At 71.7% G+C, this 25,341-nt stretch carries 27 protein-coding genes; 11 read left to right on the top strand and 16 right to left on the bottom strand.

Features of this window, described 5'->3' with window-relative positions:
- Window positions 1-10 precede the first annotated feature (10 nt).
- Genes PD653B2_RS22645 through chrA form a run of 6 tightly spaced genes read right to left on the bottom strand, consistent with a single transcriptional unit; the run spans window position 11 to window position 5,915 of the window.
- Window positions 11-847, bottom strand: a complete 837-nt coding sequence (locus PD653B2_RS22645) for a class I SAM-dependent methyltransferase (protein WP_085874686.1) — start codon at window positions 845-847, stop codon at window positions 11-13.
- Window positions 840-1,502 carry a glutamine amidotransferase-related protein gene (locus tag PD653B2_RS22640; RefSeq protein ID WP_085874685.1) on the bottom strand — a complete coding sequence of 221 codons (663 nt, stop codon included), beginning with the start codon at window positions 1,500-1,502 and terminating at the stop codon, window positions 840-842. Before PD653B2_RS22640 ends, PD653B2_RS22645 begins: the two co-directional genes overlap by 8 nt.
- Complete coding sequence (gene metG, locus PD653B2_RS22635; protein WP_085874684.1) at window positions 1,499-3,286, bottom strand: methionine--tRNA ligase; 1,788 nt, start codon at window positions 3,284-3,286, stop codon at window positions 1,499-1,501. The genes PD653B2_RS22640 and metG overlap by 4 nt, the downstream gene beginning before the upstream one ends.
- Window positions 3,287-3,328: 42 nt before the next feature.
- A complete protein-coding gene (locus PD653B2_RS22630) occupies window positions 3,329-3,877 on the bottom strand; it encodes a maleylpyruvate isomerase family mycothiol-dependent enzyme (RefSeq protein ID WP_085874683.1) in 549 nt (182 codons plus the stop codon).
- 34 nt (window positions 3,878-3,911) lie between these two features.
- Window positions 3,912-4,517, bottom strand: a complete 606-nt coding sequence (locus PD653B2_RS22625) for a DsbA family protein (RefSeq protein ID WP_085874682.1) — start codon at window positions 4,515-4,517, stop codon at window positions 3,912-3,914.
- Window positions 4,518-4,559: 42 nt separating this feature from the next.
- Entirely contained in the window at window positions 4,560-5,915 is a 1,356-nt protein-coding gene (chrA, locus tag PD653B2_RS22620; protein WP_242665410.1) for a chromate efflux transporter, read from the bottom strand.
- 61 nt (window positions 5,916-5,976) lie between these two features.
- Here chrA and pepN point away from each other — a divergent pair, with 61 nt between their 5' ends.
- Window positions 5,977-8,553, top strand: coding sequence for an aminopeptidase N (gene pepN / locus PD653B2_RS22615; RefSeq protein WP_085874680.1), 2,577 nt, complete (start codon window positions 5,977-5,979; stop codon window positions 8,551-8,553).
- 81 nt (window positions 8,554-8,634) lie between these two features.
- Here the strand turns inward: pepN and PD653B2_RS22610 are convergent, their stop codons facing one another.
- Together PD653B2_RS22610 and PD653B2_RS22605 are read right to left on the bottom strand one after the other, a co-directional pair.
- The gene (locus tag PD653B2_RS22610) at window positions 8,635-9,027 is read right to left on the bottom strand and encodes a DUF5130 family protein (RefSeq protein ID WP_242665409.1); all 393 of its coding nucleotides are present in this window, start codon (window positions 9,025-9,027) and stop codon (window positions 8,635-8,637) included.
- Entirely contained in the window at window positions 9,005-9,358 is a 354-nt protein-coding gene (locus PD653B2_RS22605) for a hypothetical protein (protein WP_085874678.1), read from the bottom strand. Before PD653B2_RS22605 ends, PD653B2_RS22610 begins: the two co-directional genes overlap by 23 nt.
- Window positions 9,359-9,475: 117 nt before the next feature.
- Between PD653B2_RS22605 and PD653B2_RS22600 the strand changes: the two genes are divergently transcribed.
- Window positions 9,476-10,504 carry a mechanosensitive ion channel family protein gene (locus PD653B2_RS22600; RefSeq protein WP_085874677.1) on the top strand — a complete coding sequence of 343 codons (1,029 nt, stop codon included), beginning with the start codon at window positions 9,476-9,478 and terminating at the stop codon, window positions 10,502-10,504.
- 11 nt (window positions 10,505-10,515) lie between these two features.
- Here the strand turns inward: PD653B2_RS22600 and PD653B2_RS22595 are convergent, their stop codons facing one another.
- Entirely contained in the window at window positions 10,516-10,941 is a 426-nt protein-coding gene (locus tag PD653B2_RS22595; RefSeq protein ID WP_085874676.1) for an OsmC family protein, read from the bottom strand.
- Window positions 10,942-11,040: 99 nt separating this feature from the next.
- Between PD653B2_RS22595 and PD653B2_RS22590 the strand changes: the two genes are divergently transcribed.
- From PD653B2_RS22590 to PD653B2_RS22575, 4 genes are all read left to right on the top strand, one after another.
- A complete protein-coding gene (locus PD653B2_RS22590; protein WP_085874675.1) occupies window positions 11,041-11,415 on the top strand; it encodes a globin in 375 nt (124 codons plus the stop codon).
- A 95-nt stretch (window positions 11,416-11,510) separates the two neighbouring features.
- Complete coding sequence (locus PD653B2_RS22585) at window positions 11,511-12,050, top strand: hypothetical protein (RefSeq protein WP_085874674.1); 540 nt, start codon at window positions 11,511-11,513, stop codon at window positions 12,048-12,050.
- Window positions 12,051-12,131: 81 nt separating this feature from the next.
- Window positions 12,132-12,725 (top strand): hypothetical protein, encoded by a 594-nt coding sequence (locus PD653B2_RS22580; protein WP_085874673.1) that lies wholly within the window; start codon window positions 12,132-12,134, stop codon window positions 12,723-12,725.
- Window positions 12,722-13,300, top strand: coding sequence for an RNA polymerase sigma factor (locus tag PD653B2_RS22575; protein ID WP_085874672.1), 579 nt, complete (start codon window positions 12,722-12,724; stop codon window positions 13,298-13,300). Before PD653B2_RS22580 ends, PD653B2_RS22575 begins: the two co-directional genes overlap by 4 nt.
- On the opposite strand, the gene PD653B2_RS22570 is transcribed toward PD653B2_RS22575, so the two are convergent.
- Window positions 13,264-14,118, bottom strand: a complete 855-nt coding sequence (locus PD653B2_RS22570) for an acyl-CoA thioesterase (RefSeq protein WP_207559436.1) — start codon at window positions 14,116-14,118, stop codon at window positions 13,264-13,266. The genes PD653B2_RS22575 and PD653B2_RS22570 overlap by 37 nt on opposite strands.
- A 58-nt stretch (window positions 14,119-14,176) precedes the next feature.
- On the bottom strand, window positions 14,177-14,356 hold the full coding sequence (locus PD653B2_RS22565) for a hypothetical protein (protein WP_085874670.1): 180 nt from the start codon (window positions 14,354-14,356) through the stop codon (window positions 14,177-14,179).
- Between the two features lie 114 nt (window positions 14,357-14,470).
- Here PD653B2_RS22565 and PD653B2_RS22560 point away from each other — a divergent pair, with 114 nt between their 5' ends.
- From PD653B2_RS22560 to PD653B2_RS22550, 3 genes are all read left to right on the top strand, one after another.
- Window positions 14,471-15,094 (top strand): TetR/AcrR family transcriptional regulator, encoded by a 624-nt coding sequence (locus PD653B2_RS22560; RefSeq protein WP_085874669.1) that lies wholly within the window; start codon window positions 14,471-14,473, stop codon window positions 15,092-15,094.
- 76 nt (window positions 15,095-15,170) lie between these two features.
- A complete protein-coding gene (locus tag PD653B2_RS22555; protein WP_085874668.1) occupies window positions 15,171-16,385 on the top strand; it encodes an acetyl-CoA C-acetyltransferase in 1,215 nt (404 codons plus the stop codon).
- Window positions 16,386-16,530: 145 nt separating this feature from the next.
- A complete protein-coding gene (locus tag PD653B2_RS22550) occupies window positions 16,531-17,025 on the top strand; it encodes a MarR family winged helix-turn-helix transcriptional regulator (protein ID WP_085874667.1) in 495 nt (164 codons plus the stop codon).
- A gap of 96 nt (window positions 17,026-17,121) precedes the next feature.
- Here the strand turns inward: PD653B2_RS22550 and ettA are convergent, their stop codons facing one another.
- The gene (gene ettA, locus PD653B2_RS22545; protein WP_085874666.1) at window positions 17,122-18,804 is read right to left on the bottom strand and encodes an energy-dependent translational throttle protein EttA; all 1,683 of its coding nucleotides are present in this window, start codon (window positions 18,802-18,804) and stop codon (window positions 17,122-17,124) included.
- A gap of 130 nt (window positions 18,805-18,934) precedes the next feature.
- On the opposite strand from ettA, the gene PD653B2_RS22540 reads away from it, so the two are divergent.
- Complete coding sequence (locus tag PD653B2_RS22540; protein ID WP_085874665.1) at window positions 18,935-19,432, top strand: SigE family RNA polymerase sigma factor; 498 nt, start codon at window positions 18,935-18,937, stop codon at window positions 19,430-19,432.
- A complete protein-coding gene (locus PD653B2_RS22535; RefSeq protein WP_085874664.1) occupies window positions 19,429-20,226 on the top strand; it encodes a hypothetical protein in 798 nt (265 codons plus the stop codon). Before PD653B2_RS22540 ends, PD653B2_RS22535 begins: the two co-directional genes overlap by 4 nt.
- 3 nt (window positions 20,227-20,229) lie before the next feature.
- Here PD653B2_RS22535 and PD653B2_RS22530 read toward each other — a convergent pair whose 3' ends face one another.
- From PD653B2_RS22530 to PD653B2_RS22515, 4 genes are all read right to left on the bottom strand, one after another.
- Window positions 20,230-20,646 (bottom strand): single-stranded DNA-binding protein, encoded by a 417-nt coding sequence (locus PD653B2_RS22530; RefSeq protein ID WP_085874663.1) that lies wholly within the window; start codon window positions 20,644-20,646, stop codon window positions 20,230-20,232.
- Between the two features lie 127 nt (window positions 20,647-20,773).
- Complete coding sequence (locus PD653B2_RS22525; protein WP_085874662.1) at window positions 20,774-22,429, bottom strand: GTPase; 1,656 nt, start codon at window positions 22,427-22,429, stop codon at window positions 20,774-20,776.
- A 68-nt stretch (window positions 22,430-22,497) separates the two neighbouring features.
- Window positions 22,498-24,204 carry a dynamin family protein gene (locus tag PD653B2_RS22520; protein WP_085874661.1) on the bottom strand — a complete coding sequence of 569 codons (1,707 nt, stop codon included), beginning with the start codon at window positions 24,202-24,204 and terminating at the stop codon, window positions 22,498-22,500.
- On the bottom strand, window positions 24,201-25,322 hold the full coding sequence (locus tag PD653B2_RS22515) for a PrsW family intramembrane metalloprotease (protein WP_085874660.1): 1,122 nt from the start codon (window positions 25,320-25,322) through the stop codon (window positions 24,201-24,203). The genes PD653B2_RS22520 and PD653B2_RS22515 overlap by 4 nt, the downstream gene beginning before the upstream one ends.
- Between the last annotated feature and the right edge of the window lie 19 nt (window positions 25,323-25,341).

The following is a 25,341-nucleotide window of genomic DNA, read 5'->3' as shown; positions in this document are numbered from 1 at the left end:
TCGTCCTTCCTCAACCACCGTCGACGACGCGGGCGCGGACGATGTGCGCGCCGCCGCCGGCGTCGCCCGGCGGGAGGCCGAGGTAGCGGGAGCGGATGTCGGGGCGGTCGAGGTCGTCGATGTCGGAGAAGCCGAGCGAGGTGAGGAGGGCGAGCAGGTCCGCGGTGTCGAGACCGGCGGAGAGCGGCTCGCCGACCTCGGCGACGCGGGCGATCAGGTCGGCGCGGTCGTCCTGGGCCACGGCGCGGAGCTGGTCGACCGGGTTCGTGTAGTCGAAGACCACCTCGCCGCCGGGCACGGACGCGATCGCGCCCAGGGTGGCGGTGACGGCGTCGCGCGACAGGTACGGCACCACGCCGAGCCAGACGAAGAACGCCGGCGCCGAGGGATCGAAGCCGGCGCCGACCAGCCGCGTCATCAGGTCGTCGGTCTCGAAGTCGACCCCGACGTACGTCACGTTCGACGGGGCCACGATCCCGGCCGACGCCAGCTGCTCCTGCTTCCAGGCACCGGTCGCCGGGTGGTCGACCTCGAAGACCGTGGTCTCCGGGAACGGGTTGCGGTAGGCGAAGGTGTCGAGCCCGGCACCCAGCACGACGACCTGCTGCGTCCCGCGCGCGACGGCGGCGGCCAGCGAGTCCTCGGCGAACCGGTGCCGCACTGCGATGAAGAGCCTCAGCCGCGGGCGGTCCTGGCCGGCTGCCTCAGCGAGCACCGCGTCCTTGTCGCCGCCGAGGATCTGCCAGGCGAGCGGGTCGCGGAAGACCCTGCCGTCGTCGGCGTCCTGGTGGATGGCCCGGTAGGCCGCGGCCCCGAACGCGGTCCGGCTCGGCTCTCCCTCACGCACGAGGAGCAGCCTGCCGTACGGCGGACTCGAACGCCCGCACCAGCGGGTGCACCGGTCGCCCGGCGAGCGCGCCGATGTGCGGCTGGAACATCGACGTGACGTAGAACGGATGGTCGGGGAACTCCAGCACCTCCGCGCCCGCGTCGTCCGCGGTCGCGCCGACCACGACCCCGGCAGCCTCCAGCCGCGCGACCGCCTCGGCCGTCGGCGCGTAGTTGCAGAAGTGCATCCCCACGAACGGCTCCGGCACCCACGACGCGAAGCGTGTCCCGGGCACCGGGGTGACCAGCCGCTCCTCGCCGTACAGGCTGCACGCGAGCGCGGTCACCACGTTGTCGTCACCCTCGCCGTCCGACTCCGCGTGTGTCGCGGCCTCCCCCAGCACCGAGCGCACGAACTCGAGCACGGCGTACTGCATGCCGCCGCACGACCCGATGAACGGGATGCCCCGCTCCCGCACGACGGTCAGGGCGCGGAGCACCGCGTCGTCGTCGGCGTACGGCGAGCCGGGCACCAGCCAGACCCCGTCGTAGGCGGCGATGTCGAACGACGAGTCGCTCGGCACCCAGACCGTCTCCACGTCCAGCATCGGCCGGAGCGCGTTGAGCTCCTGGTGGCTGCGGTGACCGCGGTCGTCGCCGAGGAGGGCGATCACTCGCCGAGCCTCGCGAGCTCCTCGTCCACGATCGACGGGTCGAGCTTGGTGAAGATCGGGGTCGGCTTGCCGACCGGCGTGCCGGGCACGACCGGCTTGCGCTCCCAGGCCGGTACGGCGGTGTAGTCGCCCGTGATGATCGGGTACGGCGCACCGCCGTCGAGGTCGTCGGCCTCCTCGATCCGCGGCATCGGCGCGATGTCGCCGGCGCCGCCGAAGGCCTTGTCGACCTCGTTGGCGGCGAACGGGAGGAACGGCGAGAGCACGAGGTTGAGGTCGGACACGCACTGGGTCATCACGTGCAGGACGGTCGCGAGCCGATCGGGGTCGTCCTTGATCTTCCAGGGCTCGGAGTCGGACACGTACTTGTTCACCTCGGCGACCACCCGCATCGCCTCGCCGATGGCCTGCTTCTGCCGGTGCCGCGCGATGAGCTCGCCCACGACACCGAACGCCGCGTCGACCGAGTCGAGGACCGTCTGGTCCTCGACGGTCAGGTCGCCGGCCTTGGGGATCTCCCCGAAGTTCTTGGCGACCAGGGTGGCCGTCCGGTTGACCAGGTTGCCCCAGCCGGCGACCAGCTCGTCGTTGGTGCGGCGCACGAACTCCGACCAGGTGAAGTCGGAGTCCTGGTTCTCCGGGCCGGCCGCGGCCACGAAGTAGCGGAACGCGTCGGGCTGGTAGCGGCTGAGCAGGTCGCGCACGTAGATGACGACGCGCTTCGACGAGGAGAACTTCCTGCCCTCCATCGTCAAGAACTCCGACGACACCACCTCGGTGGGCAGGTTCAGCTCGCCGTACTCGTGCAGGGCGCCGCCCTTCGCCCCCTTGCCGGAGTAGGCCAGCAGCTCGGCCGGCCAGATCTGGCTGTGGAAGGTGATGTTGTCCTTGCCCATGAAGTAGTAGGACAGGGCCTCGGGGTCGTTCCACCACGCGCGCCACGCGTCGTTGTCGCCGCTGCGACGGGCCCACTCGATCGACGCGGAGAGGTAGCCGATGACCGCGTCGAACCAGACGTAGAGCTTCTTGGTCGGGTTGTCGCGCCAGCCCTCGAGCGGGACCGCGATGCCCCAGTCGATGTCGCGGGTCATCGCCCGCGGCCGGATCTCCTTGAGGATGTTCTGGCTGAAGCGGATCACGTTGGGCCGCCACGTCTCCGACGCGGCGCGCTCGTCGAGCCACTCCCCCAGCGCGTCGGCCAGCGCCGGCAGGTCGAGGAAGAAGTGCTGGGTCTCGATGAACTCCGGCGTCTCGCCGTTGATCTTCGAGCGCGGGTTCACCAGGTCGTGCGGGTCGAGCTGGTTGCCGCAGTTGTCGCACTGGTCGCCGCGCGCACCGTCGTACCCGCAGATCGGGCAGGTGCCCTCGATGTAGCGGTCCGGGAGCGTGCGACCGGTCGACGGCGAGATGGCGCCGTACGTCGTCTGCTCGACGAAGTAGCCGTTCTCGTAGACCCCGGTGAACAGCTCCTGCACCACCGCGTGGTGGTTCGGCGTGGTGGTGCGCGTGTAGAGGTCGTACGTCAGCCCGAGCGAGGTGAGGTCCTCGGCGATGATCCGGTGGTTCTGGTCGGCGAGCGCCTGGGGCGTCATCCCGACCTCGTCGGCGGCGATCAGGATCGGGGTGCCGTGCTCGTCGGAGCCGGAGACCATGAGCACGTCGTGACCCGCCATCCGCATGTACCGACTGAAGACGTCGGAGGGCACACCGAAACCGGCCACGTGGCCGATGTGGCGCGGGCCGTTTGCGTACGGCCAGGCGACGGCGGACAGGACTTTGCTCATGCGTGAATCCTAGTGAGCGAGCTCCAGCGAGTTTCGGCGCGGTCAGGCGACCGGGCGGCCGGCGTACGCCGCGATCCGCTCGTACGCCCCGGCGCCCTCGGCCGCGGGCTGCTCGGGGCCGAACGCGGGCCCGCGGTTCTCCTGCGTGAGGTTGGCCTGCATGAAGGCCAGGCCGCGGACCGCGACCTCCGGGTCGAGGCGGTCGAGCGGGAAGCCGATCGCTGTCGCCAGGTCCCAGGTGTGGACGGCGAGCTCGGCGCTCTGCCAGTCCGCGCTCGCGCCCTCCCCGCCCAGACCCTGGTGCCACGCGTGGATGAGGTCGTCGGCCACCACCCGGAAGGCCGGTCCCCACTCCTCGGACACGTGCGCGGGCGGTGCCGACCAGTCCACCTGCTCGCCCCGCATCATCGCCAGGGCCGTGGTCGGCGCGGCCACCAGGTGGTCGGCGAGAGCCCCGACGTCCCAGTCCCGGCACGGCGTCGGGAGGGACAGGTGGTGGGTGTGCACGTGGTCGAGCACGTCGCCGGCCTGGTCGAGCGCCCGGGAGAGGACCCGGACGTCGTCGCTCCGCTCGGCCGGCGATGTGGTCATGGATCCACGGTACGCCGACCGAGCAGAGCTCGTCTCACTCGAAGTCGAGGTCGTTGCTGCGGCTGCGCTTGAGCTCGGCGAAGTGCGGGAACGACGCGACGGTCACGCAGCCGTCCCAGAGGCGGCCTGCGTCCTCGCCCTTCGGGGCCTTGGTGAGCACGGGGCCGAAGAAGGCCGCGCCCTCGAAGGCGATGGTCGGCGTGCCGACCTCGTTGCCCACCTGGTCCATGCCGAGGTGGTGGGACTTCGCGATCGCGTCGTCGTACGACGAGTCGTCCATCGCGTCCGCGAGCCCGACGTCGAGGCCGGCGTCGGCGAGGGCGCCCTCGATCATGGCGCGGTCCTTGTCCTGCTTCTCGATGTGGATGCGCGTGCCCATCGCCGTGTACAGCGGCAGCAGCGCCTCCTGGCCGTACTTCTGCTCGGCGGCCATCAGCACCCGCACCGGCTGCCATGCGGTCGTGAGGAAGGAGCGGTACTCCTCCGAGATGTCCTTGTCCTGGTTGAGGTAGGCGAGGCTCATGATGTGCCAGGTCACCTCGATGTCGCGGACCTTCTCCACCTCGAGGATCCAGCGTGAGGTGATCCAGGCGAACGGGCAGGCGGGGTCGAACCAGAAGTCGGCGTTGGTCTTGGTCATGTCGACCCAACAAGCAGACCGGAGCCCGGATTCCCCGTCAGCTCAGGTCAGCAGCGAGAGACCGAGCCCCGCCAGCGCACACACGGCGAGCGTGCGCAGCACCGACCAGCGCAGTCGCAGGACCAGCACCAGCGCCAGGGCGAGGACCACGAACGACTCCCAGACGTAGGAGTCCCACACCGGCACCAGCAGGCCGAGGTGGTCGCGTCCCCAGCGGTCGGTCTCCGAGAAGAGCGTGTGGACCGCGAAGTAGAGCGCCAGGTTGGCGATCACCCCGACCACCGCGGCGGTGACGCCGGTCAGGGCCGAGGAGAGGGAGGTGTTGCCGCGCAGCCGCTCGACGTACGGCGCGCCGAGGAAGATGAAGAGGAAGCTCGGCACGAACGTCACCCAGACCACCACCAGCGAGGCCAGCACGGCCGCCAGCCAGGGGTCGAGGTCGCCGGGGGCGCGGTAGGCGCCGAGGAACGCGACGAACTGCACGACCATGATCAGCGGTCCGGGCGTCGACTCCGCGAGGGCGAGGCCCTTCGTCATCTCGCTCGCCGTCACCCACCCGTAGGTCCCGACCGCCGCCTGGGCGACGTACGCCAGCACGGCGTACGCGCCGCCGAACGTCACCAGCGCCATCCCACCGAAGAACAGGCCCTGGTCGACGAACACCGAGGGACCGCCGTCCGCGACGACCCAGGCGACGGCGACCGGGGCGACCCAGAGCACCAGCCCGACCGTCAGGATCGTGAGGTTGCGGCGGGCTGACGGGCGGGCGTGGTGCAGGGCCTCGTCCGGCACCAGCGGGGTGTCGGCGGCCGCGTCCTCGGGGCGGGCCCGGGCCGCCATCACCGCGGGCCGGCGCCGGCCGACGAGCCACCCGACCAGCCCGGCGCCGAGCACGACCACCGGGAACGGCAGCCCGAGGACCGCCAGGGCGACGAAGGCCGCCACCGCGAGCCCGACGAGGGCGGGGTGGGTGAGCGCCCGGCCCCCGATGCGGACCACGGCCTGGACCACGATCGCGACGACCGCGGGCGCCAGCCCGAGGAACAGCCCGGTCACGAGCGCGGTGTCGCCCTGGGTGACGTAGACGGCCGAGAGCGCGAGGAGAGCCACGAAACCCGGGAGGACGAAGAGCGCGCCGGCGATCACGCCTCCGGCCCACCCGTTGAGCAGCCAGCCCGTGTAGACGGCGAGCTGCTGCGCCTCCGGGCCGGGCAGGAGCATGCAGTAGCTCAGCGCGTGGAGGAAGCGGCGCTCGCCGATCCAGCGCCGCTCGTCGACGAGCTCGCGCTGCATCACCGCGATCTGGCCGGCCGGTCCGCCGAACGTCTGCAGCGAGATCAGGAACCACGCCTTGGTCGCCGCTCCGAGGGGGACGACATGGCGGCCGGGGTCGGTCACCGGGCCATCATCGCGCTTTCTCCTTTTCGCGGGGGCAGGTCCGAGTGGCAGGATGCCTCGCATGCCTGGAACCAACCTCACCCGGGACGAGGCCGCCACCCGCGCGGCTCTCCTGGACGTCACGTCGTACTCCATCGACCTGGATCTCACGACCGGTGACGCGACCTTCGCATCGACCACGACCATCCGCTTCACCAGCACCGAGCCCGGCGCGGAGACCTTCGCCGACCTCGTCGACGCGACGATCCACGCGATCACGCTGAACGGTGTGGCGATCGACCCGGCCACGGCGTACGCCGACAGCCGGATCACGCTGACCGGCCTGGCCGCGGACAACGAGCTCGTCGTCCGCGCCGACCTGCCCTACTCCCGCACCGGTGAGGGCCTGCACCGGTTCGTGGACCCCGCCGACGACCGGGTCTACCTCTACTCGCAGTTCGAGGTGCCGGACGCCCGCCGGGTCTACACGACCTTCGAGCAGCCCGACCTCAAGGCGCCCTTCACGTTCACGGTGACCGCTCCCGAGCACTGGAAGGTCGTCTCCAACTCGCCGACGCCCGAGCCCGAGGCCCTGAGTGGTGACGAGGGCGACGGCAAGGCCGTCTGGCGTTTCGCGCCGACCAAGCCGATGTCGACGTACGTCACCGCGATCGTCGCAGGCGAGTACCACGAGGTGCAGCACACCTACGTCGGCAAGCACGGCGACATCCCGCTCGGCCACTACTGCCGCCAGTCCCTCGTCGAGTTCCTCGACATCGACGAGCTGGTCAAGGTCACCGAGCAGGGCTTCGAGTTCTTCGAGGCTGCCTTCGACTACCCGTACCCGTTCGGCAAGTACGACCAGCTCTACGTGCCGGAGTACAACATGGGCGCGATGGAGAACGCCGGCTGCGTGACGCTGCGCGACGAGTACCTCCCCCGCAGCCGCCAGGACCGGGCGTTCTACGAGTTCCGCGTCGAGGTGATCCTCCACGAGATGGCGCACATGTGGTTCGGCGATCTGGTGACCATGCGCTGGTGGGACGACCTGTGGCTGAACGAGTCGTTCGCCGAGTGGGCCTGCTACCACGCGGCCGTCGAGGCGACCGAGTTCACCGAGGCCTGGACCGGCTTCACGAACGCCCGCAAGAACTGGGCCTACCGCCAGGACCAGCTGCCCAGTACCCACCCGATCGCGGCCGACAACGTCGACCTGCGTGCGGTCGAGGTCAACTTCGACGGCATCACCTACGCCAAGGGCGCCTCCGTCCTCAAGCAGCTGGTGGCCTGGGTCGGGCTCGACAACTTCCTCGAGGGCGTGCGCGCCTACTTCAAGGAGTTCGAGTTCTCCAACACCGAGTTCACCGACCTGCTGGCCGCGCTCGAGGCCTCCTCGGGGCGCGACCTCCACGCGTGGGCCCAGGAGTGGCTCCAGACCTCGGGCGTCAACACCATGGCGCCGGCATTCGAGCTCGACGCCGACGGCAACTACGCGTCGTTCGCGGTCCGCCAGACCGCCTCGAACCCGGACCACCCGACGCTGCGGCGCCACCGCCTCGGCATCGGCCTCTACGACGACGTCGACGGCCGCCTGGTCCGGCGTACGGCGCTCGAGGCCGACGTCGCCGGCGAACTGACGGAGATCCCCGAGCTCGTCGGCCAGCGCCAGCCCGACCTGCTGCTGCTCAACGAGGGCGACCTCGCCTACACGAAGATCCGCCTCGACGAGCGGTCGCTCGCGACGGTGATCGACGGCATCGCGACGCTCGACGACTCCCTGGCCCGTGCCCTGTGCTGGGGAGCCGCCTGGGACATGACCCGCGACGCCGAGATGTCGGCGACCGACTTCGTGGCGCTCGTGCTCAGCGGGGTCGGCAGCGAGACCGACGCGTTCGGCGTGAGCCGGATCCCGACGTACGCCGCGATGGCCGCGACCCAGTACTCCGCCCCCGGCAACCGCGCCGCGCTGCGTGCCACCTGGGAGCAGGGGCTGCGCAAGCTGCTCGAGAACGCCGAGGCCGGCAGCGACCACCAGCTGTCCTTCGCCCGCGCCTACGCCGGCGCGGCCCACAGCGACGCCGCGCTGAGGGACCTCGCGGCGCTGCTCGACGGGTCGCTGACCTTCGACGGGCTGGCGGTCGACACCGACCTGCGCTGGACCCTGCTCAACGGCCTGGCGAAGAACGGCCGCGCGGACGCCGACCGAATCGCCGAGGAGCTCGAGCGCGACAACACGAACTCCGGTCAGGAGCACGCCGCCGCCGCGCGGGCGCTGCGCCCGACCGCGGAGGCCAAGGCCGAGGCGTGGGAGATCGCGATGGTGCGCGACGACGTCGCCAACGAGACGCAGCGCAGCGTGGTGCTCGCCTTCCAGGCCTTCGGCCAGGACGACGTGCTCGCGCCGTACGTCGAGAAGTACCTCGCCGCCGCCGACACGATGTGGGAGGAGAAGGGCACCCAGCGGGCCTCGACCGCGCTGGAGTTCATCTTCCCCAAGCAGCTGGCCAGCCAGGAGCTGCTCGACCGGGTCGACGCCTGGCTCGAGACCTCCCCGGCCAACCCGGCCGCCAAGCGCTACGTGCGCGAGGGCCGCGACGACGTCGCCCGGGCGCTGGCCGCCCAGGCGAGGGACGCGCAGGGCGCGGGTTTCACCGGCTGACCGCCGATCCCCGCACGACACGCCGAGACCGCTCGGCGTGTCGTGCGGGTTCTGGCGGCTGACCGGTGAAACCCGCTGCCGCTACTCGCCTGCGTGCAGGGTCTCGGGTGCTCGGGCGTGGTCGGCGAGCATCTGGATGCCGCGCTTGAGGCCGCCGACGAGGTCGCCTGCGGCGAAGAGCGACTCCATCTGCAGCGTCGTCAGCTCGACCTCCTGGTCGGAGAGGGTGCGCCGGACGTAGCCGCCGGTCACGATCTCGAGCGCCCGCGCGGCCGGGTCGAGCATGATCAGGATGCTGCGGGCCGGCGCGACCAGGGAGTTGTGCAGCTGCGTTGCGAACGCGCGCGCGTCGTCGCCGGCGCGGCCGACGAAGACGCTGAACTCGTAGCGCGAGACCTGCTCCGCCTTGCGGATGGCCTCGTCGATCTGGAACCGCTCGTGGTTGTTGAACTCACCAACGCCCACTTGCGCCACCAGCCTTCGACTCCTCGGTGTCGGGAGCCGGGAGCGCGGCGGTGCCCTTGCTCGGGCCGCCGAACCACTGGTCCTCGGTCGCCTGGCCGCCCGGCGTGAACCGCTCGCCCTTGATGACGCCCGGCAGCACGACGGCCAGGGTGATCAGCGCGAACAGCAGCAGCGGGATGCCGGCGAGCACCAGGAGTGCGTGCACCGGGGACACGGCGTCGGGGTCGCTCCAGAACTCGGGGACGTCCGCGCCGGCCGGACCGGAGAGGCCCAGGACCAACCCGCCCGCGACGAGGACGACGGACGTACGACGGGCGAGGTGCGCGAGCTTGGTGGTCACGCGCAGCAGGATATCCGCTCCGTGTTTCGGCGGTTGGACCGCTCTCGGGTGGACTGGATCACACCGGCAGTCGGGCGTGGCCTGCGGACTTGCGCCGGCCTGTACATACTGGGCGCCATGTTTGGGCTAGAGACGCAAGGAACGTGCGCCGACGGCCACGAGGTCTGCAACCTGACCTTCAAGGCGACCAACAACCAGACGGCGGCCGACGTGGCCGACATCCTGATCGGCAAGCCGCTGGCGGTCCTCGGCCTGGTCCTGCTCCTCTTCGTCATCCGGTGGCTGCTGCACCGCGTGGTCGACCGGCTGGTCGCGCGCGCCGAGGACGGCGTCCTTCCTGACCGGATGAGCCGGTTCCGGATGCCCGGCAAGGCCGCCCAGAAGGCCACCGCGCGCGACCTGGCGACCTCCACCCGCCGGGTCCAGCGGGCCAAGACGATGGGCGACCTGCTCAAGAGCGTGGTCACCGGCATCCTGGTCGCGATCATCGGCACCATGATCCTGAGCGAGGTCGGGGTCAACATCGCCCCGATCATCGCGAGCGCCGGCATCCTCGGCCTCGCACTCGGCTTCGGCGCCCAGTCGCTGGTCAAGGACTTCCTGTCCGGCATCTTCATGATCTTCGAGGACCAGTACGGCGTCGGCGACGTGGTCGACGTGGGCGAGGCCAGCGGCACCGTCGAGGCGGTCAGCCTCCGGGTCACCCGGCTCCGCGACATCAACGGCACCGTCTGGTACGTCCCCAACGGCGCGATCCCCCGGGTCGGCAACATGAGCCAGAACTGGTCGCGCGCGGTCGTCGACGTCAACGTCAGCTACCGCGAGGACCTGGTCCGGGTCCAGCGGGTGCTCCGCGAGGTCGCTCACGACCTGTGGGAGGACGAGGACTTCAAGGACATCATCATCGAGGAGCCCGAGGTGACCGGCGTCGAGATGTTCGCCCCCGAGGCGGTGACGTTGCGGGTGCTGATCAAGACGGCCCCCATGGAGCAGTGGGGCGTCGCCCGCGCGCTGCGCCAGCGGATCAAGGCCCGCTTCGACCACGAGGGCATCGAGATCCCGCTGCCCCAGCGCGTCGTCTGGAACCGCGAGGAGAAGCGAACGGGCTCCCCCTCCGAGGAGGAAGAGCCCGTCACGGGTGGTTGATCGGGGCCGCGTCAGCCCAGCGACGCCTCGAGCTTGATCGGGACGGCGGCGAGCGCCTGGCTCACCGGGCAGCCGACCTTGGCGCCCTCGGCGGCGGCGACGAAGTCCTCCTCGCTCATGCCGGGCACGACACCCTTCACGGTGAGCCGGATCTCGGTGATGCCGGTGCCGGGGACGAAGTCGACCGCCGCGCTCGTGTCGAGCGAGGTGGCCGGGGTGCCCGCCTTCGCCAGGCCGTTGGACAGGGCCATGGAGAAGCAGGACGAGTGCGCGGCCGCGATCAGCTCCTCGGGGCTGGTCTTGCCGTTGGCGTCCTCGGCGCGAGAGGCCCAGGAGACGTCGTGCGTGCCGAGGCCGGAGGACTCCAGCGTGACCTGTCCGGCGCCCTCGAAGAGGGTGCCCTCCCAGTGGGTGCTGGCGTTGCGGGTGGTTGCCATGTGCGTCGATCTCCTCGTGTGTGGCTCGGAAGACTGGTTCGATCCCGAGTCTGGCACGCCGGTGTCGGGTCGCGATCCGGGCCTGGTCACAATGGACGCATGACCACGTTCTACGAGGAGATCGGCGGCTTCGAGACCTTCCGGCGGATCGTGGCGAAGTTCTATGAGGGCGTCGCCGAGGACGAGGTGCTCCGGCCGCTGTACCCCGAGGAGGACCTCGGCCCCGCCGAGGAGCGCTTCCTGCTGTTCCTCGTGCAGTACTGGGGTGGGCCCACGACGTACTCCGACACCCGTGGTCACCCCCGGCTGCGGATGCGGCACGCACCCTTCGCCGTGACGCCCGAGGCCAAGGACCACTGGCTGACGCACTTCCGGGCCGGGCTCGACGAGGTGGCCCTGACCCCGGAGCAGGACGCGCAGTTCTGGGACTACGTCACGCACGCCGCGCAGTTCATGGTCAACAGCCTCGAATGATTCTCGGCTGACGACGTAACACCGGGGGCCGCTCGCGACAGGTGAGGGGTGGACGGGCGGATCTCCGCCACCCCCATCTCAGGAGGCAACTCCCCATGCGCAGGACCACCACCGCCGTCTCGGCCACCGCCGCCCTCACCGCCGCCCTGACCTTCGGCGCGGCGTACGCGACACAGGGCGGATCGTCGGCCCCGACCGCGGATGACACCTCGCCCACCGCCTCGGCGTCCTCCTCCCCCGTGACCAACAAGAACGGCCACGAGGTCGACGAGCACGCGGCGGCGGGCCAGGCACGTGCCGCCGAGGCGCGGGCGAAGCACGCGGCGCCCACGCCGGCGCCCACCGAGGCCACGGAGCCCTCCGAGGTCACGGAGCCGACCGGGGCCACGGAGCCGGCGCCGGAGACCGAGGTCAGCGACACCGAGACCCCGACCGAGGACTCGCAGCCGAACGAGCACGCCGGCACCCACCCCGACACCCACGCGCTGCCGGGCGGCACCGACCACGGTCACGACGCCGGTCACCCGAGCGAGCACCCGCACCCCGTGCCGCACCAGGGCCATGGCCCGAACGAGCACGCCGGCGACCACCCCCACGAGCACGCCACCGCGACGCCGGCCCCGGCCGCCGGCTGACCCCCCGATCCGGACGGTCCCGGCGCTCTGTGACCCCCGCTAGCGTCGGGACCGTCCTACGTCCACCCCGAGGAGGCACGCATGGCTGATCAGCCGGCCCGCAGCTCGTCGCTGCGAGCAGTCGTGCCGACCCTCGAGCCGGACGAGACGTTCCTCGCCCGCCTGAGCTCGCTGGCCGCGGCCGGAGCCCCCGTGCGGGAGAGCGCAGCGGCACCGCGCGCGACCTGGCGGGTGGGTCTGGCCGCGGCCAGCGTCGCGGCGGTGCTGGTCGGTGCCGCCTGGCTGACCGGGCTGGGTGCGCCGGCCGGCCCCGATCCGACGCCGGCCCCGACGACCCCGGCGAGCAGCCCCGGCTCGCCCGACCCCACGCCGACGGCCGCGGCGCCGACCGAGCGGACCCGGCCGCCCGCGACCTCCGGCCCGTCCTCGACACCCGCCGGCACCGGGCCCGGCGGGTCCGTGCCTCCCACCGGCCGGCCGAGCGCCTCCGCCGGTTCGGGCGGGGGTCCCGCTCAGAACCCGGGTCAGCAGCACCAGGGCAACGGGCGGGGCAACGGGCCCGACGAGCACGCCGGCGACCATCCGAACCAGCACGCCACCGAGAAGTCCGGCAACGCGAACGAGCACGCCGGGGCGCATCCCGGCCACGGAGCGGGTGGCAGACGGCCCCGGTGAGTACCGACGACGCGGTGGTGGCGGGCGCGAAGAGGGGCGACGCCGACGCTTGGCGCGCCCTCTACCGCGAGCACGCCGGCCGGCTGGTGGTCTGGCTGAGCACCCGGCCCAGCGGTGACACCGCGGTCGCGGCCGACGATCTCGCCGCGGAGGCGTGGCTCGTCGCGGCCGAGAAGATCTGCGGCTTCAGCGGTACGTCGTCGGAGTTCGCCGGCTGGTTGTTCGGCATTGCCCGCAAGCTCGGCGGCAACACCCGGCGCCGCGGGCTGCGGCGCAACACCCACCCCACCGACCTGCACGCCCTGGCAGAACCGCCTGCCGTGCCGGGGCCGGCGTCGGCTCATGCTGCCCACGACTGGGTGGTCCGTGCGCTGGCGACCCTGCCGCGGCGCGAGCGCGAGGTGGTGGGCTGCCTCGACGTGGTCGGCCTCGATGTCGCGACCACGGCCTCCGCGCTCGGCATCTCCGCGGTGGCCGTCCGGGTCGCCCACCACCGCGGCCTGCGCCGGCTCCGCGAGTCGGGCGTCCTGGCCGACGATCAGGCGGGCAGCAGCGTCCGCAACGCGTCGAGGTAGGGCGCGGGCGGCGCCGTCGAGCGCTGGGTCTCCTGGTCGAAGAAGACGATCGCGACCCGGGCGCGGGACAGCACCGCGTCGCCGTCCATGATCAGCGACTCGATGGTCGCCGACCGGGTGCCGACCCGCGAGACCCACGACCACGCGTCGTAGGGCTCGGGCCGGAAGAGGATCGGGACGCGGTAGTCGACGTCGGTCTGCGCGACCACGAGCGAGACCGGCTCCAGGCCCTCCCAGAGTCGCGCGTTCAGGAAGATCCGCGCCTCCTGGAGGTACTCGAAGTACTTCACGTTGTTGACGTGCCCGTAGACGTCCACGTCGGAGAACCGCACCTGGATCGGGTAGCGGCTGGCGGTCTCGGGCCGCACCTTCCGCACCGGGGGGAGCCGCACCCGCTCGGTCGGCTCCAGGAAGCCGGCGAGCGTCTCCCGCTCGAGCTCGGTGAGCCGGCGAGGGCTCTCGGTGGAGAAGACGTACGGCGTCAGGACGGTCGTCGCCCGGAGGTAGACGCGACGGCCCTCGTCCCCGGGGAGGTCGTGGAAGATCTCGTAGGCCACGGTGAACGTGGCCGCCCGGATCTCCGTGACCCAGCACTCGATCGAGACCGGTCGGAAGCCGAAGGTCAGCGGGGCGAGGTAGCTCACCTCGTGGCGCACCACCACGGTGCCCTCGGCCAGCGCGCCCTGGGCCGCCGGGCCGTGGGTGCGCATCATGTCGACCCGAGCCTCCTGGAGGTAGTCCACGTAGACCACGTTGTTGACGTGGCCCAGGAGGTCGAGGTCGGCCCAGCGCATCGGGCACTCGTACAGGTGTCGCACGGCCCCGATGCTGCCAGAGATCCGCTCGCCCGGGCGGCACCGGGCGGATGGACGGACGTCAGTGCAGGTGGGCGAGCCCGCGGTAGTACGTGCCGACGGACTGGTGGCGGGCCAGGCGGACCCTGCGGTTGCTCGTGACGAACTCGGTGAGGACGGCCAGCGAGGCGGCCGACGTCACCACGCCGAGCACGATGAAGGCGATGATCATGAACGAACCGAGCGGGGTGATGACGGTCATCACGGTTCCTTTCTACAGATGTAGACTCCTGCTTCTGTAGAAGGTACTGCCGCGCCCGGAGGCAGGCAACGACGCGCGGTAGTGTCTCCGGTCACAGCCCGTCGAGAGGTGTCCATGCCCGCCCGCGAGACCGCCGCCGCCACGGTCGAGGCGCCCGCCCTCAGCCCGCGGCGCCGCCAGCTCCTCGACGCGGCCCTGCACGTGATCGCCGACCACGGGCTCCGCGGGCTGACCCACCGGGCGGTCGACCGACGAGCGGGTCTGCCCGAGGGCAGCTGCTCGGCCTACCTCCGCACCCGCCAGGCCCTCCAGGGGGCGCTGACCGAGTACGTCGCCAGCGCCCTGCTGGCGGACGTCGACCGGCTCGCCGACCGGATCCTCGCCTGCGACGTGGACGACGACGGCGAAGGCGTGCGGGCGGCCCTCGACCTGTTCCTGCACTGGCTGGACCAGCGCGAGCTGCTGGTCGCCCGGCTGGAGCTGACGATGGCGGCCACCCGCGACGCCGATCTCTGCGCGATCCTGGCCGACCACCGGGCCCGCCTCATCGGCCTGGTCGAGGGGATCATGGCGGCCACCGGCAAGGAGCACAGCTCGGAGAGGGCGGAGGCGCTCGTCGCGTCCTACGACGGCGTCCTGTTGGCCGCGCTGCTGAAGCCGGCCGCCGAGCGCGCGGACTTCCTGAGCCGCTCGCTCCAGCTGCTCAGCAACGGCCTCGCCGGCGCCCCGGGAGCGTGACGAACGCCTCGGTCCGACGTACTAGAACACGGTCTAGTGTGGCGAGCGCAGCAACCCCCATCCGAACGGAGAACCCATGCCCGAGGCAGTCATCGTTTCCGCCGCACGCACCCCCATCGGTCGCGCGAACAAGGGGTCGCTCACCGAGCTGCGGCCCGATGACCTGACCGCGTTCATCGTGCAGGCCGCCCTGGACAAGATCCCGGAGCTCGACCCCCACACGATCGACGACCACTACCTCGGGTGCGGCCTGCCGGGCGGCGAGTCCGGCAACAACATGGCGCGGGTCGTGAACGTGCTCAACGGCCTGGACGACGTCCCCGGCGCCACCATCACCCGCTACTGCTCGTCGTCGGTGCAGACCACCCGGATGGCCTTCCACGCGATCAAGGCCGGCGAGGGCGACGTCTTCATCTCGGCCGGGGTCGAGACCGTGTCGCGCTTCGCCAAGGGCACCTCGGACCACTGGCCCGACACCCAGAACCACACGTTCGACGAGGCCAAGGCGCGCACCGCCAAGGCTGCCGAGGGCGGGCAGGACTGGCACGACCCGCGTGAGGACGGCCTGCTCCCCGACGTCTACATCGCCATGGGCCAGACGGCCGAGAACGTCGCGAAGCTGCGCGGCCTCAGCCGCCAGGAGCTCGACGAGTTCGGGGTCCGCTCGCAGAACCTGGCCGAGAAGGCGATCAACGACGGCTTCTGGGCACGCGAGATCACGCCGGTCACCACGCCTGACGGCACCGTGGTCAGCAAGGACGACGGCCCGCGCGCCGGCGTCACCTACGACGGCATCAAGGACCTCAAGCCGGTCTTCCGGCCCGACGGCGTGGTCACGGCCGGCAACTGCTGCGGCCTCAACGACGGCGCGGCCGCGGTCATCATCATGTCCGACACGAAGGCCGCCGAGCTGGGCCTCACCCCGCTCGCCCGGATCGTCTCCACCGGCGTCAGCGGCCTGTCCCCCGAGATCATGGGCCTCGGCCCGGTCGAGGCGACCAAGCGGGCGCTCGCCCACGCGAAGATGAGCATCGGCGACATCGACCTGGTCGAGATCAACGAGGCCTTCTCGGCACAGGTGGTGCCGTCCTACCAGGACCTCGGCATCGACCTCGACCGGCTCAACGTGAACGGCGGCGCGATCGCCGTCGGCCACCCGTTCGGCATGACCGGCGCCCGGCTCCAGAACACGATGCTGAACTCGCTCGACTGGCACGACAAGTCGACCGGCCTGATCACGATGTGCGTCGGCGGCGGGCAGGGCATGGCCCTGATCCTCGAGCGGATCTAGCGCGAGCGAAGCGACCGCGAGATCCGCTGATGATGGTCGAGCAAGCCGCGCGACTGAGACACGAAGCCGAGACCGGCGTGTCGAGACCGGCTGTCTTCACAGTCACGCGAACCCGGCGTCCGCACCGTCTGCTTACACTGCCCGGATGACGGACAACGGGGGCACGACCTGGCTGACCGAAGACGAGCAGCGCTCCTGGCGAGCGCTGCTGATGGGGATGACCCTGCTCCTCGACCGACTCGACGACGACCTGCACCAGGCGTGCGACCTGTCGCTGGTGGAGTACGAGATCCTGGTCCGCCTCTCCGAGCGGGAGAACCGGCAGATGCGGATGGCCCAGCTCGCCGACGCGCTGGCCCACAGCCGCAGCCGGGTGACCCACACGATCGCCCGGATGGAACGCGCCGGCTACGTCGTCCGCGGGAGCTCGCCGGAGGACGGCCGCGGGGTCGTCGCGACCATGACGTCCAAGGGTCACGACCTCCTGGTGCGGATGGCCGACATCCATGTGAGCGGCGTCCGCAGCCACCTGGTCGACCTGGTCAGTCCCGAGGACTTCGCGGCGCTGGGCCGCGTCATGGACGCCGTCTCCGACAACCTGGTCGCCGACCACCCCGAGATGGAGATGCGGAGATCGTAGGTGGTTGCGGCCGGCGACGGCTGGGGTCGCCGAAGCCGGTAGCGCTGCGGGGGTTTCGAGACGGTTGCTAGCGCAACCTCCTCACCCGACGGTCCGTCAGTCCCTGGTGAGGCGGCGGTGGGTGACCCGGTGCGGGCGGGCCGCCTCGAGACCGAGCCGCTCGATCTTGTTCTCCTCGTAGGACGCGAAGTTGCCCTCGAACCAGAACCACTTGGCGGGGTCCTCGTCGTCGCCCTCCCACGCGAGGATGTGCGTGGCGACCCGGTCGAGGAACCACCGGTCGTGCGAGGTGACGACGGCGCAGCCCGGGAAGTCGAGGATGGCGTCCTCGAGCGAGGACAGGGTCTCGACGTCGAGGTCGTTGGTGGGCTCGTCGAGCAGCAACACGTTGCCGCCCATCTTGAGGGTGAGCGCCAGGTTGAGACGGTTGCGCTCTCCGCCGGAGAGCACGCCGGCCTTCTTCTGCTGGTCGGGTCCCTTGAAGCCGAACGACGCGACGTACGCGCGCGAGTTCATCTCGAAGTTCGCGACCTTGATGAAGTCGAGCCCGTCGGAGACGACCTCCCAGACGTTCTTGTTGGGGTCGATGCCACCGCGGCTCTGGTCGACGTACGACAGCTTCACGGTCGTGCCGACCTTGAGCTCACCCTCGTCGGGCTGCTCGCTGCCGGTGATCATCCGGAAGAGCGTGGTCTTGCCGACGCCGTTGGGCCCGATCACGCCGACGATCCCCGCGCGGGGCAGCGTGAACGTCAGGTCGTGCATCAGGGTGCGGTCCTCGAACCCCTTGGCCAGGCCTCGGGCCTCGAGCACGATGTCACCGAGGCGCGGGCCCGCCGGGATGTTGATCTCGGAGGTGTCGATCTTGCGCATCCGGTCGGCCTCGGCCGCCATCTCCTCGTAGCGCGCGAGCCGGGAGCGGCTCTTGGTCTGCCGTGCCTTGGCGTTGGAGCGGACCCACTCGAGCTCCTTCTCCAGCATCTTGGCGCGCTTGGCGTCCTTCTGGCCCTCGATCTTGAGCCGGGACTGCTTGGTCTCGAGGTACGTCGTGTAGTTGCCCTCGTAGGGGTGGGCCTGACCGCGGTCGAGCTCGAGGATCCAGGTCGCGACGTTGTCGAGGAAGTACCGGTCGTGGGTGACGGCCAAGACGGCGCCCGGGTAGTCCTTCAGGTGGTTCTCCAGCCACTGCACGGACTCGGCGTCGAGGTGGTTGGTGGGCTCGTCGAGGAGCAGCAGGTCCGGCTGCTGGAGCAGCAGCTTGCACAGCGCGACGCGCCGGCGCTCACCACCGGAGAGGTTGTCGACGATGGCGTCCGGCGGCGGGCAGCGCAGCGCGTCCATCGCCTGCTCGAGACGGCTGTCGAGGTCCCACACGTTGGCGGCGTCGAGCTCGCTCTGGAGGTTGCCGGCCTCCTCGTTGAGCTTGTCGAGGTCGGCGTCCGGGTCACCCATGGCCATGTAGAGCGCGTCGAGCCTGGCCATCTTGTCCTTGATCTCGGACACGGCCTCCTCGACGTTCTCGAGGACGGTCTTGCCCTCCGTCAGGGGCGGCTCCTGCTGCAGCATCCCGACCGTCGCGCCCGGGCTCAGCAGCGCTTCGCCGTTGTTGGGCTTGTCGAGCCCGGCCATGATCTTGAGCAGGGACGACTTGCCGGTGCCGTTGGGCCCGACGACGCCGATCTTCGCGTCGGGGAGGAACGAGAGGGTGACGTTCTCGAGGACGACCTTGTCGCCATGGGCCTTACGCACATTGCGCAGGGTGAACACATACTCAGCCATGGTCCCCGAGCCTAGTTGGACACGAGCGATGAGACCCGATCGGGGGTCGCGGCGTCTGTAGGGTGACAGGCCCCGCCGGGGCCCGCGGAACGTCGAACGGGTGGAGGTCCAGGTGCGTCGCTCGCCACGGATGGACGATGAGTTCGAGGAGTTCGTGGCCGCCCGGTCGGCCCAGCTCTACCGCAGCGCCTACCTCCTGACGACCTCGCCGCACGCCGCCGAGGACCTCGTGCAGTCGGCGCTCGCCAAGGCGTACGCCTCGTGGTGGCGGGTCAGCGGCGCCGGCGACCCGGTCGCCTACGTGCACGGCGTGCTGATCAAGACCTTCCTCTCCGAGCGTCGCCGGCGCAGCAGCTCCGAGCTCCCCGTCGCCGAGCCGACCGACCGGGCTACCCGCGACGCCGACCCGGCCGACCGCGTCGCCCTCCTGGCCGCGCTCGCCGAGCTGGCGCCGGTCGACCGGGCGGTCGTGGTGCTCCGCTTCTGGGAGGACCGCAGCGTCGCCCAGACCGCCGCCGACCTCGACCTCAGCGAGGCCGCCGTCAAGAACCGCAGCCTGCGCGCGCTCAGGTCGCTGCGCACCCTGCTCACCGACACCACCCCCCACCCGAACGGGAGCGCCCGATGACCGACCCCGATCTCAGCACCGGACTGCACGACCTGATGGTGCGGTCGCTGGACGACCTGCCCACGCCGACCGAGCGCCTGCGCGCGGGGTCGCTGCAACGCGGCCGCGCCGTACGACGTCGGCGCCGCGCCGGAGCCATCCTCGGCGGGGTGGCGCTGCTGGCCACGGTCTCCGTGGTCGTGCTGCCCGCGCTGGCGGGCAGCCAGGCCGACGAGGGCACCGTCGCCACCGATCCCGGGAACCCGCAGCCGACGTTCGCCGAGCCGCCCCCGGGCCGGTGGGACATGCCCGGGGCCGTGATGCTGCACCGCGTGGCAGACCTCCTGCCCGACGGCATGACGACCACCGACGAGAACCTCGGCGACGAGGAGCTCGCACCCGGCGAGGAGCCGGGGGGTGGTTGGTTCGCGACCGACCTCGTCGACGAGGACGGAGACACCGTGGGTGGGCTCAACCTCGTGCTCTACCCGCCGGCCGACGACCACGGCGCATTCATCGACGACCACACCACCTGCCCGGAGCCGGCCGCCACCGCGTGCACCGAGCTGCGCGACGCGGACGGGAACACCATCGGCCGGACCAACCGCTTCGACACCGACGGCGTGATCGTCCGGGAGGTCACCCTGGTCGGGCCTGACGAGGGTCTGCTCTACATCGCCGGCTCCAACAGTGCTGACGACAAGTGGGGCGAAGGCTCGACCGTCGCGGCCACCGCTCCCCCGCTGAGCTTCGCGCAGCTGCGCACGATCCTCTCCGACCCGACCTGGCTCGACTGGACCCCGCCGGCCGGCTGAAGCTCACGCGGCGACCTCCTCCGACCGGTCGGTGTCGGTCGTCTCGTCGACAGGCTGCGGCTTCGGCGTCCGGGTGAACCGGCTGGTGCCCCGGCTCAGGTCGTGGCCGACCATCGTGGCGTCGACCTCGAAGGACGTCACCTCGATGCCCTGGGCGTTCAGCCAGACCGACACGGTGAGCCGGCCGTGCACCACGACCGGGTCACCCCGGCGCAGCGACCCGGCGCAGTTGTCGGCCAGTCCCCGCCAGGCGCTGACGGAGTACCACTGCGTCGGGGAGTCCTCCCACGACCCGGTCTTGCGGCTGTAGCGGCGCGGCGTGGCGGCGACCCGGAAGGCCGCGACGGGCACGTCGCCGGCCTGGCGAACGGTCACGTCGCTGCCGAGCCAGCCCTGGAGGGTGACGGTCGTTTCGTTCATCGGAGCTCCTTGTCTCGATCCGTGTGGACAGATCGAGACAACGCGTCGCCACCGACGACCAGGGGCGGGCGCCGGGCCGGCTGTGGAAGCCGGCGCGAGAAGCGGGTCCTGTGGACGAGAAAGGGGCTCAGCTGAGCGCGCGGTCGACGCCCGAGCGCACGGTCGTGTACGCCGTCAGCTCGGTCTCGACCGGGGCGACCACGAGCTCCTGCGACACCCCGGAGACCGACGCGCGCAGCCGATCGTCCGCGTCGGTGGCCCGGCGCCGGGCCGTGCCGCCCGCGACCACGCGGCACACCAGGTCGATCGCGATGCCCAGGACCAGCCCCCCGACGAGCAGGATCAGGCCGAGCGCGACGCCGCCGACGCGCACCGTGTCCCCGTCCTGCAGCTTGCCCGAGCCGGCCAGCACGCCCGTCCAGCCCAACCCGGCGACCGTCGCGACGACGAGCAGCCACTGGAGCACGCGCACCGCCCCAGCCCAGACCGGCAGCCGGGACCCACCCAGGTGCGTCGCCGCGAGCGCGGCGTCGAGGCGGTCGCCGAGCTCGTCGAGTCGCGACGTCGACGCCCGGCGTACGGCGCTGACCCAGGGCTGGGTGAGCCCGTTGGAGACGTCGTCGGCCAGGGCCCGCACCTCGGCGTCGACCCGGGCGCGCTGCACCTGGGTCGCCTCCGGCAGCGCGGTCCGGGCTCGACCGGACAGCTCGCGACCGTCGGCGCCGAGGTCGAGCTGGAGGCGCTTGACCGGGTCCGGCTTGACCCCGGAGACCACGCTGGCCACCGGCCAGCCGGTCGCCCGCCCGACCGACATCCGGGTGGACCGCTCCACGGCCTCCACGACGGTGGGTACGCCGGCCGCTTCGGCGAACGCGTCGTCGAGGGCCCGGACCCGCTCGGCCGACAGCGCGCGGGTCGGCGCGCTGCCGGAGGCAGCGGAGATCCGGCCGGCGACCGCCTTCACGTCGGCGTCGACGCGCGCGCTCGTGGCGAGCTTGTCGGCGGCCCGGCGGGCGATCTCGGACTTGAGCTCGGCGATGCCGGTGCCCTCCCGCGCGCTCACGGCGAGCACCGGGACCCGGTCGAGACCGTCGGCGTCGAGCAGTCGCCGGATGTCGTCGAGCATCGACTGGCGACGCTCCTCGGGCACGGTGTCGATCTGGTTGAGCACCACGAGCATGACGTCCTGGTGCTCGGCGGACGGCGCGAGGTAGCGGTCGTGGATCGCCGCGTCGGCGTACTTCTGCGGGTCGAGCACCCACACCAGTAGGTCGGCGAGAGCGACCAGCCGGTCCACCTCGAGGTGGTGGGAGACCTCGGTCGAGTCGTGGTCGGGGAGGTCGAGCAGCACGACGCCGTCCAGCTCGGAGGCGCTCTCGCGGCGCCCGGTGTCGAGCATCGAGTCGCGGGTCGTCTGGTGGCGCGGCGGGATGCCCAGCCACTCGAGGAGCTCGTCGGCGCCGTCGCGACCCCACACGCAGGCCGACGCCCACGAGGTCGTCGGACGGCGCACCCCGACCGCGGAGAGCTCGAGGCCGGTCAGGGCGTTGAACGTCGAGGACTTGCCCGAGCCGGTCGCACCCGCGATGGCGACCACCGTGTGGCTGGCCGAGAGGCGCAGCCGGCCGGCCGCGCGGTCGACCAGGTCCTGGGCCTCGTCGACGAGCGAGTCGTCGAGCCGGCCACGAGCTGCCCGGGCGGCCGTGTCGAGGCCGTCGATGCGGGCACCGATGTCGGTACCACGGGTGACCAGCTGCTTGGCCCCCTCGAGCAAGGACGTCATCTTCTCCCTCGACCCCGTCCGGAGGACGGTGGTGGTGCAGTGAACAGTGCAGCCTCCACCCTAGAGGCTCACTCCTGCGGCGCCGATCCTGACCTCGCCTGCTCGAACCGACGGTCGTCGACACGGCGCGAGGCGGCCCGCAGCTGCTCGGGCGCCGTGGCCGGGATGTCGAGTCCGGCGAGCAGGTCGAGGTAGCGGCGGCGCTCGGTCTCGAGGAGGCCCGAGACCCGGCGTTCGAGGCTGTGACCGGCGCGGTCGACGAGGCGCTCCAGCGCCGGCGCCCCGAACACCGCGTCGAGAAGCGTGCGCCCCAGGGCGGCCGCGTGGCTGGTGGCGTTGCGGCCCAGCACGACCACGCTCAGCGCGGCGGTCAGCCCGTGCACGCCGTACGCCAGGTAGCGGGCGCTGGTGCGCTTGTCGGCGCCCTCGGTGCGGACCAGCTCGAGGATCTCGGCCTGCCAGGCGCGGACCTCCGCCTCCGTGCGGCGGCGCAGGTCGCGCGACGCGCGCTCCAGCCCGTCGTCGGCGGTCAACGGTGCGCCGGTGTCCGGTGACTCCCATGCGGCGCGGGCCCGAGCCGTCGCCGACTCCGCGTGCTCGAGCACCAGCAGCTCCAGCCCGGACTCGACGGCGGCGGAGACGCGCTCGGCCTGCTGGGGCGTGCCCTTGACGGCGTTGACGACGCGCTCACGCAGCCGCCCGACCTTCGCGTCGAGCGACCGGAGCAGCTCACCGGTCCCGACGAAGTCCTGCCAGCGCACCAGGATGTCGCCGCGCAGCAGCGTCCCGTCGCCGGTCTCGGCGACCAGCCTCGCGGCCGCTTCGTCGTACGTCGTGTCGACGGCCTCTCGCAGCGACGCGACCGCGCGCAGCTGCTCCGCGGCGGCGTCGGCGACCGTGTGGGTCTGGCGAGCCAGGGTGCGGATGGTGCCGTCGAGCGTCTGCTTGACGACCTCGCCCCGGGCGTCGCTGTCCTCGGCGAGCGAGACCAGCCAGGCCCGGATGTCGGCGACCTCGGTGGGGGCGAGCAGGCCCTCCTCCGAGACCGGCGCCTCGTTGACGGTGAAGAGCGGGGAGTCCTTCAGCCCGCGGCTGGCCAGCAGCCGCGCGAGGTGCGCGGCCACCGTCTGGACGGCGTCGGCCGGGGTGCGGTCGAGCACGATCGCGACGGACGTCGAGCGCTCCGCGGCGCGCTTGAGGTACTCCCACGGCACCTGGTCCGAGTAGCGGGCGGCCGAGGTCACGAAGAGCCAGAGGTCCGCCGCCGCGAGCAGCTGTGCGGCCAACGTCCGGTTGCGCTCCTCCACCGAGTCGACGTCCGGGGCGTCGAGGATCGCGAGACCCGCCGGGACGGTGTCGGACGCCACCAGCTGGAGGGAGTCCGGGTCGTCGGTGGAGTGGTCGACCCGCTTCAGGTCGGGCAGGAGCCGGTCCTGGCCGAACCACTCGGCGTCGTCGGGGTGGTGCACCAGCACCGGCGACCGGGTCGTCGGCCGCAGCAGCCCCGAGGCCGTCACCCGCCGGCCGACCAGGGAGTTGACCAGCGTCGACTTGCCGGAGCCGGTCGAGCCACCGACGACGGCGAGCAGCGGCGCCTCGAGGCTCATCTGTCGCGGGATGACGTAGTCCTCGAGCTGGTCGACCATCTGCCGCAAGACCGTACGACGCTCCTCGACCCCGGGGACGTCCAGCGGCAGCCGGGCCTCCTGGAGCGCACCGCGGAGCTGCACCAGCGCGGTGAGCATCCGGGTGTTGTGGTCGCGGGAGACGGTCATCGGGTGGGTACCACCTGTCCGGGGAAGGCGATCGACGGCCGGAGCTGGTCGATCCGCTGGAGGAACTGCTGGCCGCGGGTCGCGTAGTCCGGCGGCGGGGTGCCGCGCAGGAACCGGTGGTGCAGGAAGCCGAGCTCGATCGTCGCCTGCTGGTAGTCGCGCATCGCGCGCTCGGCCGGCTTGCCGCCGACCTCGCGGGCATAGGCGCGGCTGCGGCGCCGAGCCCGGAGGTCGACGACCCAGCCGATGTCGGTGGCCGGCACCAGGCCGCGTTCGGCTGCGTCGGTCAGCGCGGAGACGAGCATGTGGCGCTCCGAGCTCCGCGACCACATGGCCAGGCCGACGACGCCGATGAGCGCCGGCAGGATCAGCACGACGTAGACGAGGCCGAAGGTGTCGAAGCCGTAGACCGTCGAGGTGTTCCAGATCGCGTGCGTGGTGACCGCGGTGGCGTAGCCGCCGAGAGGCCACACGATCCGGGCCGGTGTGCTGCGGGCGTTGACCGCGATGCCGACGCCGATGCCGATGAATGTCGTGAAGAGGGGGTGGGCGAAGGGGCTGATCACGCAGCGCACCACGAACGTGGCGGTGAGCGCCTCGGTGCCGCCGGGGCCCGAGCCGTCGGTGCCGTTGTAGGCCGCCGCGAGGTAGAGGATGTTCTCGGTGAAGGCGAAGCCGATGCCGACCATCCCGGCGTAGACGATGCCGTCGAGCACGCCGTCGAGCTCGCCGCGCCGCCACCAGAGCAGCAGGATGAGGAAGAGCCCCTTGCACGCCTCCTCGGTCACCGGCGCCACGAACTCCAGGCTCTGCCGGTCGGTGAACGTGAGCACGAAGCCGCCGACGCCCTGGAGGACCAGCGCCGCTGCGGTGGCGACGAAGCAGCCCCAGAGCAGACCGGCGGCGAGCAGGCTGCGCGGCTCGGGCTCGTAGCGGTCGAGCCAGAGGTAGCAACCGACGAGCGGGCCGACCGGCAGCGCGGCGAGCACGGTGGCGAGGAGCAGCGTCTTCGGGGCGCCTGAGAAGGCCAGCACGGCCAGGATCGCGAGCGCGCCGAGAGACACCAACACGGTCACCACGACCGTGAAGGCGACGCTGTCGCGGCGGGCTCCGGGCATGGGGCGAAGCCTATCGGGG

The sequence above is a fragment of the Nocardioides sp. PD653-B2 genome, from assembly GCF_002117935.1.
Classification (GTDB): Bacteria; Actinomycetota; Actinomycetes; order Propionibacteriales; family Nocardioidaceae; genus Nocardioides.
Note: the sequence above shows the minus strand (reverse complement) of the source record. Positions and strands in the feature narration are given on the sequence as shown.

Excerpts from the sequence above, each read along its gene's own strand:
- PD653B2_RS22600 (WP_085874677.1), top strand. The coding sequence starts at position 9,476 with ATGTTTGGGCTAGAGACGCAAGGAACGTGCGCCGACGGCCACGAGGTC.
- PD653B2_RS22555 (WP_085874668.1), top strand. The coding sequence starts at position 15,171 with ATGCCCGAGGCAGTCATCGTTTCCGCCGCACGCACCCCCATCGGTCGC.
- PD653B2_RS22560 (WP_085874669.1), top strand. The coding sequence starts at position 14,471 with ATGCCCGCCCGCGAGACCGCCGCCGCCACGGTCGAGGCGCCCGCCCTC.
- metG (WP_085874684.1), bottom strand. The coding sequence starts at position 3,286 with ATGAGCAAAGTCCTGTCCGCCGTCGCCTGGCCGTACGCAAACGGCCCG.
- PD653B2_RS22520 (WP_085874661.1), bottom strand. The coding sequence starts at position 24,204 with ATGACCGTCTCCCGCGACCACAACACCCGGATGCTCACCGCGCTGGTG.
- PD653B2_RS22595 (WP_085874676.1), bottom strand. The coding sequence starts at position 10,941 with ATGGCAACCACCCGCAACGCCAGCACCCACTGGGAGGGCACCCTCTTC.
- PD653B2_RS22550 (WP_085874667.1), top strand. The coding sequence starts at position 16,531 with ATGACGGACAACGGGGGCACGACCTGGCTGACCGAAGACGAGCAGCGC.
- PD653B2_RS22590 (WP_085874675.1), top strand. The coding sequence starts at position 11,041 with ATGACCACGTTCTACGAGGAGATCGGCGGCTTCGAGACCTTCCGGCGG.
- PD653B2_RS22625 (WP_085874682.1), bottom strand. The coding sequence starts at position 4,517 with ATGACCAAGACCAACGCCGACTTCTGGTTCGACCCCGCCTGCCCGTTC.
- ettA (WP_085874666.1), bottom strand. The coding sequence starts at position 18,804 with ATGGCTGAGTATGTGTTCACCCTGCGCAATGTGCGTAAGGCCCATGGC.
- PD653B2_RS22580 (WP_085874673.1), top strand. The coding sequence starts at position 12,132 with ATGGCTGATCAGCCGGCCCGCAGCTCGTCGCTGCGAGCAGTCGTGCCG.
- PD653B2_RS22630 (WP_085874683.1), bottom strand. The coding sequence starts at position 3,877 with ATGACCACATCGCCGGCCGAGCGGAGCGACGACGTCCGGGTCCTCTCC.
- PD653B2_RS22535 (WP_085874664.1), top strand. The coding sequence starts at position 19,429 with ATGACCGACCCCGATCTCAGCACCGGACTGCACGACCTGATGGTGCGG.
- PD653B2_RS22540 (WP_085874665.1), top strand. The coding sequence starts at position 18,935 with ATGGACGATGAGTTCGAGGAGTTCGTGGCCGCCCGGTCGGCCCAGCTC.
- pepN (WP_085874680.1), top strand. The coding sequence starts at position 5,977 with ATGCCTGGAACCAACCTCACCCGGGACGAGGCCGCCACCCGCGCGGCT.
- PD653B2_RS22565 (WP_085874670.1), bottom strand. The coding sequence starts at position 14,356 with ATGACCGTCATCACCCCGCTCGGTTCGTTCATGATCATCGCCTTCATC.
- PD653B2_RS22530 (WP_085874663.1), bottom strand. The coding sequence starts at position 20,646 with ATGAACGAAACGACCGTCACCCTCCAGGGCTGGCTCGGCAGCGACGTG.
- PD653B2_RS22585 (WP_085874674.1), top strand. The coding sequence starts at position 11,511 with ATGCGCAGGACCACCACCGCCGTCTCGGCCACCGCCGCCCTCACCGCC.
- PD653B2_RS22515 (WP_085874660.1), bottom strand. The coding sequence starts at position 25,322 with ATGCCCGGAGCCCGCCGCGACAGCGTCGCCTTCACGGTCGTGGTGACC.
- PD653B2_RS22525 (WP_085874662.1), bottom strand. The coding sequence starts at position 22,429 with ATGACGTCCTTGCTCGAGGGGGCCAAGCAGCTGGTCACCCGTGGTACC.